Source organism: Pseudomonas sp. NPDC089395 (assembly GCF_044749525.1).
Taxonomy (GTDB): Bacteria; Pseudomonadota; Gammaproteobacteria; order Pseudomonadales; family Pseudomonadaceae; genus Aquipseudomonas.
The window spans coordinates 227,844-241,361 of record NZ_JBIVID010000006.1; the positions used below are offsets into that span (position 1 = coordinate 227,844).

General features: G+C 63.5%; 11 protein-coding genes and 1 pseudogene. 11 read left to right on the forward strand and 1 reads right to left on the reverse strand.

From position 1 onward, the window contains the following. The first annotated feature begins 51 nt into the window (after positions 1–51). The 10 genes and pseudogenes from ACIPZG_RS15625 to ACIPZG_RS15670 all read left to right on the forward strand — a co-directional run bounded on the left by ACIPZG_RS15625 (position 52) and on the right by ACIPZG_RS15670 (position 10,972). Positions 52–669, forward strand: coding sequence for an acyltransferase (locus ACIPZG_RS15625; RefSeq protein ID WP_008100528.1), 618 nt, complete (start codon positions 52–54; stop codon positions 667–669). Beyond that, positions 662–1,618, forward strand: a complete 957-nt coding sequence (locus tag ACIPZG_RS15630) for a glycosyltransferase family 2 protein (protein WP_400715193.1) — start codon at positions 662–664, stop codon at positions 1,616–1,618. The genes ACIPZG_RS15625 and ACIPZG_RS15630 overlap by 8 nt, the downstream gene beginning before the upstream one ends. A gap of 8 nt (positions 1,619–1,626) precedes the next feature. Next, entirely contained in the window at positions 1,627–2,151 is a 525-nt protein-coding gene (locus ACIPZG_RS15635) for a serine O-acetyltransferase (protein ID WP_008100535.1), read from the forward strand. Positions 2,152–2,210: 59 nt separating this feature from the next. Next, entirely contained in the window at positions 2,211–3,188 is a 978-nt protein-coding gene (locus ACIPZG_RS15640) for a glycosyltransferase (RefSeq protein ID WP_400715195.1), read from the forward strand. Between the two features lie 7 nt (positions 3,189–3,195). Further along, positions 3,196–4,191, forward strand: a pseudogene (locus ACIPZG_RS15645) (DUF535 family protein); the annotation flags it as partial. A 648-nt stretch (positions 4,192–4,839) separates the two neighbouring features. Continuing rightward, positions 4,840–6,186 carry a glycosyltransferase family 4 protein gene (locus ACIPZG_RS15650; RefSeq protein ID WP_400715365.1) on the forward strand — a complete coding sequence of 449 codons (1,347 nt, stop codon included), beginning with the start codon at positions 4,840–4,842 and terminating at the stop codon, positions 6,184–6,186. Positions 6,187–6,228: 42 nt separating this feature from the next. Then, positions 6,229–7,431: a glycosyltransferase family 4 protein gene (locus ACIPZG_RS15655; protein WP_400715197.1), complete on the forward strand. Its 1,203-nt coding sequence runs from the start codon at positions 6,229–6,231 to the stop codon at positions 7,429–7,431. Next, on the forward strand, positions 7,428–8,615 hold the full coding sequence (locus ACIPZG_RS15660) for a glycosyltransferase family 2 protein (RefSeq protein ID WP_400715199.1): 1,188 nt from the start codon (positions 7,428–7,430) through the stop codon (positions 8,613–8,615). Before ACIPZG_RS15655 ends, ACIPZG_RS15660 begins: the two co-directional genes overlap by 4 nt. Continuing rightward, positions 8,615–9,379: a WecB/TagA/CpsF family glycosyltransferase gene (locus tag ACIPZG_RS15665; protein ID WP_400715201.1), complete on the forward strand. Its 765-nt coding sequence runs from the start codon at positions 8,615–8,617 to the stop codon at positions 9,377–9,379. Before ACIPZG_RS15660 ends, ACIPZG_RS15665 begins: the two co-directional genes overlap by 1 nt. A gap of 171 nt (positions 9,380–9,550) precedes the next feature. Further along, positions 9,551–10,972 carry an undecaprenyl-phosphate glucose phosphotransferase gene (locus ACIPZG_RS15670; RefSeq protein WP_400715203.1) on the forward strand — a complete coding sequence of 474 codons (1,422 nt, stop codon included), beginning with the start codon at positions 9,551–9,553 and terminating at the stop codon, positions 10,970–10,972. 17 nt (positions 10,973–10,989) lie between these two features. On the opposite strand, the gene ACIPZG_RS15675 is transcribed toward ACIPZG_RS15670, so the two are convergent. After that, the gene (locus tag ACIPZG_RS15675) at positions 10,990–11,925 is read right to left on the reverse strand and encodes a LysR substrate-binding domain-containing protein (RefSeq protein WP_400715205.1); all 936 of its coding nucleotides are present in this window, start codon (positions 11,923–11,925) and stop codon (positions 10,990–10,992) included. A 147-nt stretch (positions 11,926–12,072) separates the two neighbouring features. Here ACIPZG_RS15675 and ACIPZG_RS15680 point away from each other — a divergent pair, with 147 nt between their 5' ends. Further along, positions 12,073–13,449 carry an L-serine ammonia-lyase gene (locus tag ACIPZG_RS15680; protein ID WP_400715207.1) on the forward strand — a complete coding sequence of 459 codons (1,377 nt, stop codon included), beginning with the start codon at positions 12,073–12,075 and terminating at the stop codon, positions 13,447–13,449. Positions 13,450–13,518 lie beyond the last annotated feature (69 nt).

The following is a 13,518-nucleotide window of genomic DNA, read 5'->3' on the forward strand; positions in this document are numbered from 1 at the left end:
GACCGGGTTCGCCTCAGGAGCAGTCCAGGAAATACTTACGAGGCAAACAGCATGTTCGGATGGCTACGGAACGCCGTGTACCACTACGCCAACGCAACTGGGCGGGGCAGCTCGCTGTGGAGGAAATTCTGCAACCCCTCGCCCTTGCAATGGGGCACTTACCAGGCGCGGTGGGGCAAGTTTCATTCGATAGGCAACAACGTGCACATCAACTGCGGCGTTTGTGTCACGGACCCGACGCTGGTGCGCATCGGCAGCAACGTGGGCCTGTCGGACTGCACGTTGATCGGTCATGACGGCGTGGTTGCGCTGATCGAGGTCTGTTATGGCAAGCAGCTCGATTCGGTGGGCTACATTGATATACGTGACAACTGTTTTGTCGGCCACGGCGCCATCGTCATGCCGCGAGTGACCATCGGGCCTGACTCGGTGGTTGCCGCCGGTGCCGTGGTGACCAAGGATGTGCCACCGGGCATGGTAGTGGGGGGCAACCCGGCCAAAGTGATCTGCTCCACCAAGGAGTTGATCGAACGGGTTGAGGAGCGGTGCAATTCGTATCCCTGGATTGACCTCGTCAAGCAGCGCAAGGGGGCCTTCGACCCGGCGCTGGAACCGACCTTGGCGGCAGTGAGGCGGCAGTATTTCTTTGGGGACGGCAACAATGGATAGAAAGCCCGTTGATGTGATGGTCGTCAATTTCAACACCGCGTCGCTGCTGCAGCCGATGTTCGACGCGCTGCGCCAGGCCGACAGCGAACGGCTGGCGAGCTACCTGGTGGTGGACAATGCCTCGGCCGACGATTCGCTGGCGCGCATGGCCCAGGTCTGCCCCGAGGCGCTGCTGCTGAGCAACAAGCAGAACGTCGGCTTTGGTCGCGCCAACAACCAGTTGCTGGCGCACCTGCAGGGCAAGTACGCGTTGCTGCTCAATACCGATGCCTTCGTCGCCAGCGACAGCCTGGAAAAAACCATCGCCTACATGGACGCCCATCCCGAATGCGGCGTGCTGGGCGTGCGCCTGGAAGGGCGCGAGGGTGATCTGCAACCGTGTTGCCGGTACTTCCCGACCCCGTTGAACATCTTCGTCGCCCGCACCGGCCTGGGGCGTTTGTTCCCCGGGCTGAAGATGGTCGACGAGATGAGCTGGGACCACGCTTCGGTGCGTGAATGCGACTGGTTGCCGGGTTGTTTCTACCTGGTGCGCCGCGAGGTGCTCGACAAGGTTGGGCTGTTCGATCCGCGCTATTTCCTCTACTACGAGGAAGTCGACCACTGCAAGCGGGTCAAGGAGGCCGGCTGGAAGGTGGTGTTCTACCCGCATACCACGGTCGTGCACATTGGCGGCGAAAGCTCCAAGTCGGTCGCCGAACTGGAGGCGGCCAGCCGGCAGATCTCCGCCTACCAGATCGAAAGCGAATTGCTGTATTTCCGTAAGCACCATGGCGCGGCCGGGCTGGCCTTGCACATGTGCCTGGTCAGCCTGGGCGACCTGGTGCTGGCACTCAAGGCCCTGTTGAAAGGGCGCGGCTGGGCTGCCATCAAGGCCTGCTGGCAGCACACCCGCGCCACGTGGTCGCTGCTGTTCAAGACCCGCTACGCAACCCAGCCAACACGGTAGGTGAAGCCATGTTCGAGAATATCCGCGCGGACTTGCGGGCATACGGTGGTGATTGGGGTGCCCAGGGTTTCTGGGTGATGCTGGTGTACCGCTTTGGCCGCTGGCGCTACGGCGTGCGCCCGGCGTTGCTGCGCAAGTTCTTCTCGTTCGTCTACAAGGTGCTGTTCAAGTTCGTGCAGATCATCACCGGGGTCGAGTTGCCCTGCGAGGTGGTGGTGGGCCGCAACTTCGTCATCGACCATTTCGGCGGCATCGTCATCAGCGGCTACGCCCGCTTCGGCGACGACTGCAGGATCCGCAACGGCGTGGTGGTGGGCCTGAAGAATGTCAGCGAGCCGACCGCGCCGGTGATTGGCAACAACGTCGATATTGGTGCCGGGGCCAAGGTGCTGGGCAACATCCGCATCGGCGACAACGTGGTGATCGGCTCCAACGCGGTGGTGTTGATCGATGTGCCGGACAATTCGCTGGCAGTGGGTGTGCCGGCAACCGTCAAGGCCCGAAAGCATAGTGAGGCAGCGCAGTACTCATGAGCCGGCCTGCAGGGCGGTGGTGAACGGCTAATGACGTGCAGGGGTGGCGAGTGAGGCGCATGGTGACAGGCATCGGAGTCGTAGTGATTGGTCGTAATGAGGGCATGCGCCTGGAGCGCTGCCTGGCGTCACTGGCACAGGGGGCGGATCAGGTTGTGTATGTCGATTCCGGTTCCACCGATGACTCGGTGCAAAGGGCGCGCAATCATGGCGTCGAGGTACTGGCGCTGGACTTGAGCACACCGTTCACCGCAGCGCGGGCGCGCAACGAAGGCTTCGCCTGTTTGCTGCAGTTGTGCCCGGACCTGCGTCATGTGCAATTCGTCGACGGTGACTGCGAAGTGGTGACGGGCTGGCTGGCCCGTGCCCAGAAGTTCCTCGATGCGCACCCTGAGGTGGCGGTGGTCTGTGGCCGGCGCCGCGAGCGCTTTCCGGAGCGGTCGGTGTACAACCTGTTGTGCGACCTGGAGTGGGATACCCCGGTGGGCGAAGCCAAGGCCTGCGGCGGCGATGCGCTGATGCGCGTCGATGCGTTCATGGCCGTGTCGGGCTATCGCCCGGGACTGATTGCCGGCGAAGAGCCGGAGCTCTGTGTACGTTTGCGCGCCCGTGGCTGGAAGATCTGGCGTCTGGGCGCCGAAATGACCCTCCACGATGCTGCCATGACCCGCTTCAGCCAGTGGTGGCGGCGCTGCGTGCGGGGCGGTTACGCCTTCGCCGAAGGCACCTATCTGCACGGTTACCCGCCCGAGCGGCATTGGCGGCGTGAGTCGCGCCGGGCCTGGCTGTGGGGCCTGGGTATCCCGCTGGCAACGTTGTTGGCCTGTGGGGTGTTCGGCGGCTGGGGGCTGTTGCTGTTGTCGATCTATCCCTTGCAGGCCTTGCGCCTGGCACGCCGCGGCGAGCGTTCGCTGCGCGAGAACGGGCTGCAGGCGATCTTCCTGGTGCTTGGGAAGTTCCCTGAAATGATCGGGCAAGTGAAGTTTCTGCTGGACAGATTGACCGCCAGCAAATCGGCCTTGATCGAGTACAAGTGAGATGACCATGAACCTTGTATCACTCGCCAGGAGCCTGCCAGCGGTGCACCCTGGCTATTCGCCGCGAGCGCTGAAGAACAGGCTCACCCTGAGCCTGCTGATGGTTCGCCAGTGGCCGCAGCTCAGTGCCTTCATGCAGCGCCTGAGCACGGCGCTGGGCGATGACGCCTTCGCAGCGCTCGGCGACGACTGCGTCGGCATCCTGCAGTGGCCCTACATCAGCAAAGGCTGGGATGCACCTGAGCGGCTGGCCGTGGTGGCCTCGCACTATGAAGTGGTGGCTGGGCAATTTCCTTCGCTATTGCTGCGGGGGCGTGAACAACACCGCACCCTCGCTGACCTGTCCGCGTATTCCCAGGGTTGCACGCTGGTGCTGGACCGACCGATCTGGTTCAAGCGCGAAGGGGAGCTGGTCCTCAATCTGTTCCAGGGCGAGTTGCGGGTAGCCTCCCTGGCCTTCAGCCTGCACCGGGCCGACGGTGAACTGAGTCTGTTGATCGGCGCCGTGCAGGGAATACACAAGGGCATCGACAGCGAAACGTCGCTGAACATCTACCGCGACCTGACCAAGGATTTCGAAGGCCTGCGCCCGCGCAGCCTGTTGATCGAAGCCATCAAGTGCGTTGCCCGGCTGGTGGGCGCGGCGCACATTCATGCCGTCAGCGATGCCTACCGGCATCATCGCCATCCCTATTTCGGTGCTGACACGGGGCGCGAACTGGCCGCCAACTACGACACCATCTGGCAGGAGAGCGGTGCCGAGACGTTGTCGCGTGAAGGCTTCTTCGCCATTCCGTTGACAGCAGCCAAGCGCTCGGCAGAAGACATCGCGCCAAAGAAACGCGCCATGTATCGGCGCCGGCATGCACTGCTGGACGATCTGTTCGGCCAGCTTGAGGCCGCGCTGCCCGACCACGATCTTGCGCAGCAGCTGAACGTGCACCGCCAGCGCCTGGCCAGTGCGCTGGCGGTGCAGCAGGACGCGATTGCCAGTGCACCTGTCAGCCTCCGGTCCAGGCTGGCGGGCTTGCTGCGTCAGATCAGGCGCGAGCCCCGCGCGGACCAGCGCTTCATTGCCTACCTGCGCAAGGCGGGCGTGTACCCGACGGCGAAGAAGGCCGTTCGCGAACTGCTCAAGCATGGGCCGGCACTCTTGTGGAAGCCCGCCGACAGCAAACGCAAGAGCCTGCCGCTGGACGACCCCAGCGTACCGGCCAGTGAACTCTTCCCGCGCGAGCTGCTGGTGATCTGCGAAGGCAACCTGGCGCGGCCGCCCAGCGGTCGGCCGGCCTGGTTGCAGCAGGCGCTCCAGTTCCTTGGCTACCATTGCCAGGTGCTCGACTGGCGCGACGGCGCAGCCTGTACCAATGCGTTGCAGACTGCCTCTGCGGTGATTTTCCATCGCCTGCCCGCCACGGCCGACATGCTCCAGCTGGTCGAGGAGGCCAAGCGGCTGAAGGTGAGCACGATCTGGGATGTCGACGCGCTGATCTTCGACCCGCAGGCGTATCGGTTGCACAACGACCTGAGCGCCTTCAACGAGGAAACGGTCAACCCGTTGATGGCAGCGGTCACGCTGTTCCAGCGGGCCTTGCTGATGTGCGATCGGGCCATTGCGTCAACCTCGGCACTGGCCAAGGCCATGCTGGACATGGGCGCCGGCCACGTCACGCTGGTCGAGTGGGACAACGCTGCCCAAACGCTGAACGACGAGCAGCTTGGTCAGTTGTTTCCGCGGCTGCCGCGTGATCGCACTCGGCGCGTGCTGGCGGCCAACATCTTCTTCGCCCCGCGCAGTTTCGGTGGGGCCACGGTGGTGGCCGAACAGATGGCGCGGTTGATGGCGGCGACCACAACGTTCCAGCAGTTCATCTTTACCTCGCTGCCAGAAACCGACGCGGCGCCCTACAGCCTGTACCGCTATGAGGCGCACGGCGCTGCGGTGATCGGCATGGGCCTGCCAGACAAACGCAGCGCCCAGGAGGATTTCGAAAACCCCGCGACGTTGCCCGTGTTCGACACCGTGCTCAAACGTGTGGCCCCGGACCTGGTGCACATGCACTCGATTCAGGGGCTGGGTGCGTTGCTGGCCGACAGCTGCCGGCGCGCAGGCTTGCCTTTCGTGGTGACGCTGCACGATTGCTGGTGGATCTGCGGCCGCCAGTTCATGATCGACAACCAGGGCAAGTACTGCGGTCAAACCACCATTCGCGCCGAAGTCTGCGCACGCTGCGTGGACGACCCGGTGCTCAATGTCTATCGCCAGTCGTTCCTGGCCAGCACGCTGAAGCAGGCCAATCTGCTGCTGGCGCCCAGCCACTTCGCGCGCAACCTGTACATCGCCAATGGCTTCGAGGCCGCGAAGCTGCGCGTCAATCGCAACGGCATCCTGCCACCGGCGGCCGACTACCAGCGCCACCCCGGCAAGGCCATTCGCTTCGGCTTCGTCGGCGGCAATGCAACCATCAAGGGTATCGACGTGATCACCCGCGCCTTCGCCGGGCTTGCGCGTGCGGACTATGAACTGAAGGTGGTCGACAACCTGCTGCACCTGGGCTTTCGCTCCTTGAACCGGCACAGCATCAAGATACCGGGCACCGTCAGCATCGTGCCGGGCTACACCCAGGCCAACATGGACGAATTCTTTGCCGGTATCGATGTGCTGCTGTTCCCCACGCAGTCGAAGGAAACCTTCGGGCTGGCGGTACGCGAGGCGTTGGTGCGCGATGTCTGGGTGATCAGCACCCATGCCGGCGGCACCGTGGAAGACATCGTCGACGGGGTCAATGGCACGCTGATCCCGCTCAGTGCCGACGAAAAATACCTGCGCGAGGCGCTGGTCGAAATTCTCGAGCACCCCGAGCGCTATCGGCAGCACCGCAACACCTTCAAGCAAGGCATCACCTTGTGCAGCGACCAGGCCCTGGAACTGCAGGCCATGTACGACGACGTGCTCAAGGCGAGCGCGACGGCCAAGGGCCTGTGCCCGCAACGCTGAGCACGCTGCTCATCCATCACGCAGGTAGAGATCTGGATTCCTATGCGCATTGCGTACTTCATCAATCAGTATCCGAAAGTCAGCCACAGCTTCATCCGCCGCGAAATCCTGGCGCTGGAGCGCCAGGGCGTGGTGATTCAGCGTATCGCCCTGCGCGGTTGGGATGGCGAGCTGCAGGATGCCGAGGATCTGGCCGAGCGGGAGAAGACCCAGTACGTGCTGCAGGGCGGCATCAAGGGCTTGCTCAAACCGGTGTGGCAGGTGCTGCGGGCCGAGCCGCGGCGCTTCGGCTCGGCCCTGTGGCTGGCCCTGCGCCTGGGCCTGCGCGCGGATCGGCCGTTGCCCTACCATCTGGTCTACCTGGCCGAGGCGTGCTGTGTGGTGCAGTGGCTCGAGGCGTTTGGCGCCGAGCACGTGCATGCGCACTTTGGCACCAACTCCGCCGAAGTGGTGATGCTGGCCAATGCGCTGGGGGGGCCGGCTTTCAGTTTCACCGTGCATGGGCCGGAAGAGTTCGACAAACCGCAGTTCCTGCATGTAGGCGAAAAGGTGCGCAGAGCGGCCTTCGTCGCCTCGGTCAGCTCGTATGGCCGCAGTCAGCTGTATCGCTGGGTGGCGCATGAGCACTGGGACAAGGTCAAGGTTGTGCATTGTGGCCTGGAACCCGGCTTTCACCAGGTGGCGGCGCAGGCGACACCCACCGCGCCGCGGCTGGTCTGCGTGGGTCGGTTGTGCGAGCAGAAGGGCCAGCTGTTGCTGCTCGAAGCGGCGCACCGGTTGGCCGATCAGGGCCTGGACTTCGAACTGGTGCTGGCCGGTGACGGCGAAATGCGCGCGCAGATCGAAGCGTTGATCGCCCGATACGGGCTCCAGGCCCAGGTGCGGATCACCGGCTGGATCAGCAGCGCGCAGGTGCGCGAGGAAATCCTCGCCGCACGCGCCCTGGTGCTGCCGAGCTTCGCCGAAGGCTTGCCGGTGGTCATCATGGAGGCCATGGCCTTGCGCCGGCCGGTACTGACCACGTATGTGGCGGGTATTCCCGAGTTGGTGCGTCCGGGGGAAAACGGCTGGCTGTTTCCCGCCGGAGCCGTCGACGAACTGGCGGCAGCGATGGCCGACTGCCTGGCGCAACCGGTCGAGGTGCTGCAGCGTATGGGCGAGGCAGCGCGCCAGCGCGTGCTGGAGCGCCATGATATCGACACCGAAGCGGCCAAGCTGGCCCACTACTTCAAGGCACCCGCATGAGCACACTCATCAGCTGGCTGTTGAGCGCCCTGGCGTTCCTGATCCTGGTGCCGGTGACGGTACTGTTCGCGCAGGTGCTGCTGGCCTGTCTGCCTGCTCGGCCACGGCCACCGGCCACGACAGCACGGCCACGGGTGGCCGTGCTGGTGCCCGCGCACAACGAGGCGTCCGGCATCGTCGCGACGGTGCAGGGCATCCGCCGTCAGTTGCTGGCGGGCGACCGTGTGCTGGTGGTGGCGGACAACTGCAGCGACCAGACCGCCGCGCTGGCCCGAGCGGCTGGCGCGCAGGTCGTCGAACGCCAGCATGGGCGATTGCGCGGCAAAGGCTATGCGCTCGATTGCGGCGTGCGGCACCTGGCCGAGGCGCCGCCGGACGTTGTCGTGATCATCGATGCCGATTGCCAGGTGAGCGCAGGCGCCATCGAACATTTGGCGCAACGCTGCATCGAGTCTGGGCGCCCGGTCCAGGGCCTGGACCTGATGTGCGCGCCGGCGGGGGCGGGGCTGAAAGTGCTGATCGCCGAGTTCGCCTGGCGCGTCAAGAACCTGGTGCGCCCGCAAGGCTGGGCGCGTGCGGGGCTGCCGTGCCAATTGATGGGCACGGGCATGGCGATTGGCTGGCAGGACATCGCTGCCGCCAACCTGGCGACCGGGCACCTGGTCGAAGACCTGAAGCTGGGGCTGGACTTCTGCCGTGCCGGCAAACCCCCGTTGTTCTGCCCGCAGGCGCAGGTCACCAGCTTGTTTCCGACCAGCCAGGAAGGCCTCAGCGGCCAGCGCACACGGTGGGAACATGGGCACCTGGGCGTGTTGCTGGCGGACGGGCCGAAGCTGGTCATCAGCGCGTTGGCCAAGCGTAACTGGCCCTTGCTGGCCATGAGCCTGGACCTGATGGTGCCGCCGCTGGCGCTGCTGACCTTGGCGTTGGTGGGGCTGTTCGTCGTGGCATGGCTGGCGTTCCTGCTACTGGGCGTGGCGCTCCCGGCAACGCTGGCGACGCTGGCACTGGCCATGTTGGGCTGCGCGGTATGGCTGGCCTGGAGCCGCTTCTCGCGGGAGGTGATCCCGTTTTCGGTGTTGATCTATGCGCCGCTCTACGCGTTGAAGAAGATCCCGCTCTACCTGGGGTTCTTGGTCAAGCGTCAGGTGGAGTGGGTGCGTTCCAAGCGGGATGACGGCTGATGAGCAATCCAGGTTGGCAGGGCCGCTGGAAGGCGGTGACCGAGAAGATGCGCAGGGTAGTCGACCCTGCCGATGAACAGCGCGTGCTCCATGCGTTGACCGCCCCCGAGCGCCCGCTGGTACTGGGTTTCGTCAATGCTCACGCACTGAACCTGGTGGCCCGGGATGCCGCCTTTCTGCAAGCGCTCAGCGCTGCCGATGTGCTGTTGCGCGACGGTTCGGGCATGGCGATGCTGTTTCGTCGCATGGGGCAGGATCCCGGGCTGAACATGAACGGCACCGACTTCATTCCCAAGTTGTTGGCGGCATACAAGGGCCGCCGCGTGGCGTTCTGGGGCACCCAGGCGCCGACATTGGCAGAAGCGGCCAGGCGCAGCGAGGCGTTGTTCGGTGTCGCGCCGGTGTCGCTGCACCACGGATTTGCCGAAGCCCACACCTACCTTGAGCTGGCGCGGGACTTGCAGCCTGAACTCATCGTGCTGGGCATGGGCATGCCCAAGCAGGAGCTCGTCGCGAGCCAACTGGCCGCCAGCGGTGCGCCGTGCGTGATCGTCTGCGGTGGCGCGATTCTGGACTTTCTCGGCGGCAAAGTGGCCCGGGCGCCACAGTGGATGCGGCGGTTGGGCAGTGAATGGATATTCCGACTGATGAAAGAACCCAAACGTCTGTTCATGCGCTATGTTGTGGGTAATCCAATGTTTATTTGGCGCACTCGGATGTTTACGGCGCAGCGTCAGAAAGACGTCACCGATTTACAGCAATAAAACCGACAGCATGAGGGAGCCGGCGTGATGGCAAGGTACTGCTACAGTCATATCAATTGACATGATTCGAATAACGATCATGGACGATTTAGTCATATGGAGCAGGTGGTGCTTTTGTTGTTGTGACTTGGTGAATTGTATTTGCTGCGCCTAATTTGATGAGGCCTGAGAATGGTTTTCGAACCCAGAAGCAGTCGTTCCTTGCTCCAGCGAAGAAGCAGCGTCAGCAACGCCATCCAGGCGGGCCTCGACGGCATTGCCGTGACCGGCGTGGCCTGGTACCTGATCTACGATCAGATCGGCTACATCACCTCCGACTACGTGATCATGCTGCTGCTATTGATCGGCGCCCTGGCGGTGATCTACGACCATTACGCCATCTACCGCACCAATGTCGGCTTGTCCATCAAGGCGTTCAGGCTGTTCAAGGCCTGGTCGGCGACCTTCTGTTTTCTCGTGGTCCTGGCATTTCTGACCAAGCAAAGCGAGACCTACTCGCGCCTGCTGGTGGGGCAGCTGTTCGTGATCGGCTACGTGGTGCAGCTGTTTCTGCACTATGCCGTGCGCGAGGTGCAAAAACGGTTTACCGCCCATGCCCGGCTGGACAATGCCCTGATTATCGGGGCGGGTGACCTGGCCAACTTCCTTTATCAGAAAATCAGTAACAACCCGTGGTTCGGCGAGCGGGTAGTTGGCTGCGTATTGATTGATGAAATGATGGAGCCGGGCAAGGAAAGTCATGACAATAAACAGCGCTTGCCGGTATTGGGGCATGTTGACGAGTTGGATGAACTTGTGGCGCGGCATGGAATAAGAACGGTTTATCTGGTGACCCCGCTTGGCGGTTCGGAAGTTATTAACGAAGTGTATTTGAAGTTGCTCGACAAGTGCATTGCGGTCAACTGGGTGCCGGACATCTTCTCGCTACGACTGATCAACCACAGCGTGCGTGAAATTGCCGGCATTCCCGTGCTGACCTTGTCGGAAACCCCACTGACCGGCATGAGCCTGTTCCTCAAGAACCTCGAGGACCGGGTGCTGGCGGCGCTGATTCTGTTGTGCGCATCGCCGGTATTGCTGGCCGTTGCCCTGGCGATCAAGTTGGACAGCCCGGGACCTGTGTTCTTCCGTCAGGAACGTACCGGCTGGACAGGCGAATCTTTCCGCATCTGGAAGTTCAGGAGCATGCACGTACATCAGCCCGAGCAGGGCGTCGTCAAACAGGCACAGAAGAACGATCCGCGTCTGACGCGCATAGGGGCGTTCATCCGGCGCACCAGCCTGGATGAACTGCCGCAACTGTTCAATGTGCTGACCGGGGAGATGTCCCTGGTCGGGCCGCGCCCCCATGCCTTGCAACATGACTCGCTGTATTCGCAGGACATCGTCGACTACTTTGCCCGCCACAACATCAAGCCGGGCATGACGGGCCTTGCCCAGGTGCGTGGGTTCCGTGGCGAAACCCGCGACATCGAGCAGATGATCCAGCGGGTCGATTCGGACATCGAGTACATCAACAATTGGTCGCTGTGGCTCGATTTCGTGATCCTGGTGCGCACGCTCAATGCGTTCACCGGCAAGCAGGCGTATTGAGCGCTGCGCGCGGGTTATCAGCCTAACGGGTGCAATGCCCTGAACCCGCGCGCTTCCTCTACCAGCCAATCGTGCACCGCCCGTGCGCCTGGCTGGTTCAGCCCACCCGGTGGGTAATGCACCACATAACGCTTGTAGTTGGCGATCGGGACCCCGAACGGCACGATCAGCGCCCCGCGTTCGAGCTCGTCATTGAGCAGCGTGCGCCGGGCGATGGCTACGCCGATGCCGGCAATCGCCGCCTCGATGGTCAGGTGGTTGCGGTTGAAGGTGTGCCCGCGGCGCACATTCAACCCGCTCGCGCCGATGCCATCCAGGTAGAACTCCCACTCGGCGTATTCCGAGCTGCCGCGCCAGGCGGTGATGTCGTGCAGCAGCGGGTAATGCACCAGGTCCGCTGGGCCATGCAAGGGCGGGCGGCCGCGCAGCAGGGCGGGGGAACAGACCGGGAATATCTGCTCGTCCAGTAGCGGTGTCGAAAGCATGCCCGGGTAGCTGCCGTCGTTCAGGTCGATGGCCAGGTCGAAATCGCCTGGGTGCAGGGCCTGGGCGCTGTCCTCGGCGACCAGGCGCAATTCGATGTCCGGGTAGCGTTGCTGGAAGCGCGGCAAGCGCGGCGTCAGCCATTTAGCCAGGAACGAGGGAATCGAGCGCAGGCGCAAGGTGCCACGGATCTCTCCGGCGTCCAGGCGCAACAGTTCGGCCTCGATGCTGCCATAGGCCTCGGCCACCGTTTGCGCCAGCCGCTGCCCTTCGGCGCTCAGTTCCACCCCACGCGCCCGGCGCAGGAACAACCGATAGCCCAGGCGCTCTTCGAGCTGACGCATCTGCTGGCTGACCGCGCCCGGGGTGATGTGCAGTTCTTCGGCGCAGCGGGTGAACGACAAGTGCCGCGCCGCACAGCTGAAAACATGCAGCCAGACAAACATCTGGCCATTGATTTGCCGTCGCATCGTTTAGTACCGCTAAAGGCATGCTTAGAAAGTTTCGTTGGTCATCCGCGGATGAGCGCGGCAGTATCGCTTAAATCAGCAGTACCGTTCAATTTTCCCAGAGAGCCGTGTAGCAGCGCACATGCGCTGGCGCGGCCAGGCATTAGCATGGCTATCAGTGTTTTCGACCTTTTCAAAATTGGCATCGGCCCGTCCAGTTCCCACACCGTGGGCCCGATGCGGGCTGCGGCGACCTTCGCCCAGGCCTTGCGTGAGCGTGGCCTGCTGGCGCAGGTAAGCCGCGTTCAGGTGCGCCTGTATGGCTCGCTGTCGGCGACCGGCGTCGGCCACGCCACCGACCGCGCCTGCCTGCTCGGGTTGATGGGCCAATGGCCGGACCGTATCGACCCGGCGACCATCGAATCACGCATCGGGCAGGTCATGCAGGAGCAGTGCCTGATGCTCGACGGCAGCCACCCGCTGGCGTTCGATTACGCCCACGACATGTTGCTGCTGGACGAAAGCCTGCCTTACCACCCCAACGCCATGACCCTGGAAGCGGCGGGCGGGCAGGGCGTGCTATTGAGCCAGACCTATTACTCCGTCGGCGGTGGCTTCATTGTCGAGCAGCAAGAGATCGAAGCTCCGCAGGCAGAGCGCAGCGATATTTGCCTGCCTTATGAGTTTTCCAGTGCCGCCCAATTGCTGGCCCTGTGCAAGGCCCACAGCCTGAGCGTCAGCCAGTTGATGCTGGCCAACGAATGCGCCTGGCGCCCTGAAAGCGAAGTGCGTGAAGGCTTGCTGCGCATCTGGGCGGCCATGCGCGAGTGCGTCGACAACGGCCTGCGCCACGAAGGTATCCTGCCCGGTGGACTCAACGTCAAGCGCCGCGCCGCGCGCTTGCACCGCAGCCTGCAGGAGCTGGGCAAACCCAACGTGATCGGCTCGACCTTGAGCGCCATGGAATGGGTCAACCTGTTCGCCCTGGCGGTGAACGAAGAGAATGCCGCAGGCGGGCGCATGGTCACCGCGCCGACCAATGGCGCCGCCGGCATCATCCCGGCAGTGTTGCACTATTACATGAAGTTCAACCCGGAAGCCTGCGACGACGACGTGGTGGCCTTTCTACTTGCGGCGGCTGCGGTCGGCATCCTGTGCAAGAAGAACGCCTCGATTTCCGGTGCCGAAGTGGGTTGCCAGGGCGAGGTCGGCTCGGCCTGCTCGATGGCCGCTGCGGGTCTGGCCGAAGTGCTGGGCGCCACGCCACCGCAGCTGGAGAACGCTGCCGAGATTGCCCTGGAACACAACCTGGGGCTGACCTGCGACCCGGTGGGCGGGCTGGTCCAGGTGCCGTGCATCGAGCGCAACGCGATTGCCGCGGTCAAGGCGATCAATGCCGTGCAGATGGCCTTGCGCGGAGACGGCGAGCACTTCATCTCGCTCGACCGGGTGATCCGCACCATGCGCGACACCGGGGCTGACATGCATGCCAACTACAAGGAAACCTCGCGGGGGGGGTTGGCTGTGGCCTTTGTGGAGTGCTGAGGCACTGCACGTCACTAGCTTAGGAAACTTCCTACGATTCGACAGGCATGTGCTGTCTTTGCATTTGCC

Coding starts and splice junctions, on each gene's coding strand:
- ACIPZG_RS15625 (WP_008100528.1), top strand. CDS start 52: ATGTTCGGATGGCTACGGAACGCCGTGTACCACTACGCCAACGCAACT.
- ACIPZG_RS15630 (WP_400715193.1), top strand. CDS start 662: ATGGATAGAAAGCCCGTTGATGTGATGGTCGTCAATTTCAACACCGCG.
- ACIPZG_RS15635 (WP_008100535.1), top strand. CDS start 1,627: ATGTTCGAGAATATCCGCGCGGACTTGCGGGCATACGGTGGTGATTGG.
- ACIPZG_RS15640 (WP_400715195.1), top strand. CDS start 2,211: ATGGTGACAGGCATCGGAGTCGTAGTGATTGGTCGTAATGAGGGCATG.
- ACIPZG_RS15650 (WP_400715365.1), top strand. CDS start 4,840: ATGGGCGCCGGCCACGTCACGCTGGTCGAGTGGGACAACGCTGCCCAA.
- ACIPZG_RS15655 (WP_400715197.1), top strand. CDS start 6,229: ATGCGCATTGCGTACTTCATCAATCAGTATCCGAAAGTCAGCCACAGC.
- ACIPZG_RS15660 (WP_400715199.1), top strand. CDS start 7,428: ATGAGCACACTCATCAGCTGGCTGTTGAGCGCCCTGGCGTTCCTGATC.
- ACIPZG_RS15665 (WP_400715201.1), top strand. CDS start 8,615: ATGAGCAATCCAGGTTGGCAGGGCCGCTGGAAGGCGGTGACCGAGAAG.
- ACIPZG_RS15670 (WP_400715203.1), top strand. CDS start 9,551: ATGGTTTTCGAACCCAGAAGCAGTCGTTCCTTGCTCCAGCGAAGAAGC.
- ACIPZG_RS15675 (WP_400715205.1), bottom strand. CDS start 11,925: ATGCGACGGCAAATCAATGGCCAGATGTTTGTCTGGCTGCATGTTTTC.
- ACIPZG_RS15680 (WP_400715207.1), top strand. CDS start 12,073: ATGGCTATCAGTGTTTTCGACCTTTTCAAAATTGGCATCGGCCCGTCC.